The sequence below is a fragment of the Streptomyces sp. SID3343 genome (genome assembly GCF_009865215.1).
Taxonomy (GTDB): Bacteria; Actinomycetota; Actinomycetes; order Streptomycetales; family Streptomycetaceae; genus Embleya.
In genome coordinates, this window is record NZ_WWJX01001612.1 from 1 (window position 1) to 4,761 (window position 4,761).

The window sequence follows — 4,761 nt, forward strand, 5'->3', positions numbered from 1 at the left end:
TCGCGAGCGACCTGTCGGCGGCCGAGGGGCACGTGCGCGACCGTACCGAGACGCTGGTGCGGCACGCCGGCGCGGCCAGGTTCGAGCAGGTGCGGATGCCCGCGCGGCAGCAGATTCGCGAACTGCCGCTCGCGGCACTGGCCGAGCACGCGCCGGCCTGGTCGGCCGCGTTCGCGCCGAGGTTGCGCGTACTGACCGACGAACTGCGCCAGATCGAGCGCAACCGCGACAGCATCGTGGACCGGATGCGAGGCATGGTCGAGGCCGCGCTGACCACGCTGCGGGCCGCCCAGCGGTTGTCCCGGCTGCCGGAGGAACTCGGCGAGTGGTCGGGGCAGGAGTTCCTGCGGATTCGTTTCGACGATCCCGACGCCGCCGGCCTGGTCGAGCGACTGGGCGAGGTCGTCGACGAGGCGACGCGAACGATCAAGCGCGGCAAGGACGGTGCGGCCGCAGGCGTGCGCCGCGACGGCATGACGCTGCTGCTGCGCGGCGTGCACGCGGCGCTGCGGCCGCGCGGGGTGCAGGTGGAGATCCTCAAGCCCGACTCGGTGCTGCGCGCCGAGCGGGTACCGGTCGGACAGATGGGCGACGTGTTCTCCGGCGGTCAGCTGCTCACCGCCGCGATCGGGCTGTACTGCACGATGGCCGCCCTGCGCAGCAACGACCGGGGGCGGGCTCGGCACCGGCACGCGGGGACGTTGTTCCTGGACAATCCGATCGGACGGGCGAACGCGTCCTACCTGTTGGAGCTCCAGCGCGCGGTGGCGGATGCGCTGGGCGTGCAACTCGTGTACACGACCGGGCTGTTCGACACCACGGCGCTTGCCGAGTTCCCGTTGGTGGTCCGGCTGCGCAACGACGCCGACCTGCGGGCGGGGCTGAAGTACATCTCGGTGGAGGAGCATCTGCGCCCCGGTCTGCCCCAGGCACAGGACCCGGACGCGCCGCAGATCGTGGGGGAGATCCACGCGACGCGGGTGTTCCGCAAACCGCGGGACGGCTCCGGCGCGGAGGGGGATCCGGCGGCTTCGGCCTCGGCCGCGGTGCCCGAGTCTCCCGGCAGCCGGCCCGGGGTCAGTGTGCCGTAGGCGGGTCGGTGTGCGGGTCGTGCGGTGGTTCGGGTGTGGTGTGGTGTGGCGCGGTGCGATGCGGTGCGTTGTGGAGCCGGGGTCAGGTTGGGGGGAACGGCGCGTACACGGCGTCCTGTCGGTCGCGGCGGCCGGCGCGCATGCCTTCGGGGATCGGCCACTGCGTCGCGACGTCGTCGACCTTGATCCACTCGGTCGTCGCGACGCGCCGGGCGATGCGCCATGCCCCGTCGCGTCGGGCGAAGTCGTCGATGTAGCGAAAGCCGGTGACGAGGTTGCCGCGGGGGGAGGGATCGGCGCTGCGGTGGAAGGCCATTCCGTACGTCTCCGAACGGGCGACATCGGGCGTGTCGTGGTGAAAGTCCACCAGGTGGTTGCCGGTCAGATGCATGGTCGACGTGTACCGGGGGAGCAACCGGCCGATCCACGCGAGGTATTCGTCCACGTTTCCGGAAAAACTGCCGTGCTCGTCGGTGGCGTCCGGGTGGTAGCACTCCCGGACGGCGTCGAGGTCCATCCGGTCGATGCCCCGGCAGTATCGCAACACCACGTCGTGGATCGCCCGACGGTCGAGCAGTCTGCGCAGTTCCACGTCCCCGCCGAAAGCGTTCATGACACACGACACTACGGTCGAGAGCATGATTCGCCCGGGGCGGGGGACGTCCGGGGACATCGAATTCCTCGATCGTCGGCGATACCGCCGCCGCCCGCCGCCCCGACCTCGTGTTCTCGCGAACCGTCCGTCCGTTCGCTTCGACCGCTTACCTTCCCGACCGTTCACATCCCAAGGAATGGGTGATCACATGGAACCGGCTCTGCGTGAACACGCGGGCACCGTACGGGAACTGGCCTCGCGCTGGCTCGACTCGATGCTGAGCGATTCGGCCGTGCTCGCCACCGGCGGTGACGTGGTGTGCTCGCCGACCGGCCTGTGGCTCGCGCTGGCGGCGGTGGCCACCGGCGCCGAAGGGGACACCGCGGAGGAGTTGGCCGACGTGGTGGGCGTCGCGTGGCCCGAGGCGGCGCCGATCGTCACCGCGGTCGCGCGCGATCTGGCCGGCACCGAGTCGCTCGCGGTGGCGACGGGGGTGTGGAGCCGGTCGCCGGTGCACGAGGCGTTTCGGGCGTCGTTGCCCGACATCGGCTTCGGGGTGCTCGGGGACCCGGCCGACATCGACGCGTGGGTCGCGCGGGAGACGGGCGGGCTGATCGACCGGATATCGGTCGACTTCGATGTCCTGACCGAGATCGTCCTGGTGAGCGCGCTCGCGCTCAAGGCGCGCTGGCGGGACGAGTTCGACGCCGCGCGCACGGTGGACAACTGGTTTCGCGCCGCGGACGGCTCGCGCGCCCAGGTGCCGACGATGCGGCGCGCGGTGCCGGCGGCCGACGTGTGGACCATCACGGGGCGCGACGGTGACGTGACGGTTGTCGAACTGCCGTGCGCGGGCGAGGAACCGGCGCTCGTACGGTTCGCGCTCGGCCCCGAGGGGGCGCCGCCGGCATCGGTGATGACGGCGGCGTGGGCGCCTCGGGACACGGGCAAGGCGTACGAGGGCGAGGACGTCGAAGTGTGGCTGCCCCGGTTCGAGCTGCGCAGCCGGCTCGACGTCGTGCTGCCGCTGATCGACCTGGGTATCGAGGCCGCGTTCACCGAGAAAGCGGATTTCGGCGCGATGACGGATGCGCGGGTGCGGATCAGGCAGGTGGTGCAGGAGTCGTTGATCCGGATCGCGGAGGAGGGCGTCGAGGCGGCGGCCGTGACCACGATAGAGATCGCGTGGATGAGCGCGACCCCGGATCCGCCGCAGCGCAGCGTGCGCTTCGATCGGCCGTTCGGGTGCGCCGTGATGGACGCCTCGGGCTACGTCCCGCTGTTCGCCGGCTATCAGGCGACCGCGCCCGAGGACGCTCCCGATCAGGGGCTCTGACGCTGGGTCAGGAGTCGGTGTAGCGCGGGTCAGGTAGGCCCGCGTAGACCACGGTCATGGTCAGGTGGACCGGGTCGGGGTGCGGGTTGCGATACGTGTGGGGTCGGTCTCCGCGCATGCGCAGGGCGTCGCCGGGGCCGACGGTGAAGGTGGCGCCGCCGACCTCGACGGTGATCGTGCCCTCGTGCACGTGCAGCAGTTCGCGGGTGCCGGGCGGGTGTGCGGCGGCGCGGATCTCGTCGTCGGGGGCGAGGCGGAAGTCCCACAGTTCGGTGAACGGCGGCGTGGCGTCGTTGATCAGCAGGCGAGTGACGCTGGCCCGTCCGGCGGCGCGGGTCGGGGTGTCCGCGGCGCGGGCCACCCGGCCGAGTTCCTCGGGAGGTTCGACGAGTCGGCCGATCGAGATGCCCAGCGTGGCGGAGATCCGGGCGAGGGTGGCGATGCTCGGGTTGGTTCGGCACGTCTCGATCTGCTGGAGCATGTTGCGGCTCACCCCCGAACGGGTGGCCAACTCGTCGAGCCGCCACCCGCGGGACTGGCGGGCGGCGCGCAGGTTGGCGGCGAGCGTGTAGCCGACGGTCTCGGCTGGATCGGTCATGGCGCGATTGTGTCCTTGGGTCCAAGATATTGTGTCTATGACACAAGAAAGTGTTCTCAAGGGTAATCCCGCAGTACGCCGCCTGCTCGGAGTGGGGCTCGTCGACTACCTCGGGGTCGGGCTGTTCGTGGCCTTCTCGGCGGTGTACTTCACCCGGATCGTCGGGCTGTCGACCGGCGCCGTGGGCCTCGGCCTCGGCGTCGCGGGGCTGGTCGCGATGGGCGCGGCGGTGCCGATCGGACGGCTCGGTGACCGGTGGGGGGTCAGGCGCACGCTCGTGGGATTACACGTCGTGCGGGCGCTCGGGACGGCCGGCTACGCCGTCGTCGGCGAATGGTGGGGCTTTCTGGCGGCGGTCGCGGTGGTCACCACCGCGGACCAGAGCGTCGCGGCGCTCACCCAGGCGTTCGTGGCCGAGTTGGCGAGCGGGAGCGATCGGGTGCGCACCCTGGCCGCGTATCGCACCGTCGCCAACGTCGGCATCAGCCTGGGCGCCCCGATCGGCGGCCTCGCGATCGGCCTCGACGACACGGCGGCCTTCCGCGTGGTCCTACTGATCAACGCGGGCGCCTTCATCGGCGTCGCGGCCCTACTGACAACCGTCCGCAGCCCCCACGCGTCGGCCCCGGCCCCGGCGGCGGGTCCGCGCCCCGCATGCGACACGAACGGCCCCGACCCATCGCCCGAGCCAACACCCGGCGCGCCCAGGCCCGCCCCCGCGCGAGGCGACGAGGACACCCCGGACTCCCGGCCCCACCCGGGCTCGGGCCCCGGCTCGGCCCCCGAACCCATGTCCACGCCCGCCTCCGCGTCCTTCGCATGCGGTGTGGCCGAGGCCGCGCGAGGCGGCCAAGGCGCGACGGGCCCCCAGGTGCACCCCGAGCCGGGCCCCGACTCGCCCCCCGGGCCGGTGCCCACGCGGGCCTCCGCGTCCATCGTGTCCGGTGTGGCCGGGGCCGCCGCACGAGGTGGCCAGGGCGGGCCGGACTCCGGGGCCCACCCGGCCTCGGTCCCCGAACCCATGTCCACGCCCGCGTCCGTATCCATGACCACCCCCGACTCCGGCTTCGAGTCCGCCTCCGTGCCTACGCCGGCTCCCGTTTCCGTCCACATCCCCCCGCCCACTCCCGCCCCCACTCTC

Annotated in this window: 4 protein-coding genes and 1 pseudogene; 3 read left to right on the top strand and 2 right to left on the bottom strand. The window is 72.3% G+C overall.

The features are described from left to right. A pseudogene (locus GT354_RS51760) lies at nucleotides 1-1,091 on the top strand (hypothetical protein); the annotation flags it as partial. Between the two features lie 82 nt (nucleotides 1,092-1,173). On the opposite strand, the gene GT354_RS51765 reads toward GT354_RS51760, so the two are convergent. Next, complete coding sequence (locus GT354_RS51765; RefSeq protein ID WP_161365438.1) at nucleotides 1,174-1,704, bottom strand: nuclear transport factor 2 family protein; 531 nt, start codon at nucleotides 1,702-1,704, stop codon at nucleotides 1,174-1,176. A gap of 190 nt (nucleotides 1,705-1,894) precedes the next feature. Between GT354_RS51765 and GT354_RS51770 the strand changes: the two genes are divergently transcribed. Beyond that, complete coding sequence (locus tag GT354_RS51770) at nucleotides 1,895-3,022, top strand: serpin family protein (RefSeq protein WP_161365440.1); 1,128 nt, start codon at nucleotides 1,895-1,897, stop codon at nucleotides 3,020-3,022. A gap of 7 nt (nucleotides 3,023-3,029) precedes the next feature. Here GT354_RS51770 and GT354_RS51775 read toward each other — a convergent pair whose 3' ends face one another. Next, on the bottom strand, nucleotides 3,030-3,620 hold the full coding sequence (locus tag GT354_RS51775) for an XRE family transcriptional regulator (protein ID WP_161365442.1): 591 nt from the start codon (nucleotides 3,618-3,620) through the stop codon (nucleotides 3,030-3,032). Between the two features lie 37 nt (nucleotides 3,621-3,657). On the opposite strand from GT354_RS51775, the gene GT354_RS51780 reads away from it, so the two are divergent. Then, nucleotides 3,658-4,761, top strand: a 1,104-nt coding sequence (locus GT354_RS51780; protein ID WP_161365444.1) for an MFS transporter, incomplete at its 3' end; no start/stop codon positions are given.

Coding starts and splice junctions, on each gene's coding strand:
- GT354_RS51770 (WP_161365440.1), top strand. CDS start 1,895: ATGGAACCGGCTCTGCGTGAACACGCGGGCACCGTACGGGAACTGGCC.
- GT354_RS51775 (WP_161365442.1), bottom strand. CDS start 3,620: ATGACCGATCCAGCCGAGACCGTCGGCTACACGCTCGCCGCCAACCTG.
- GT354_RS51765 (WP_161365438.1), bottom strand. CDS start 1,704: ATGAACGCTTTCGGCGGGGACGTGGAACTGCGCAGACTGCTCGACCGT.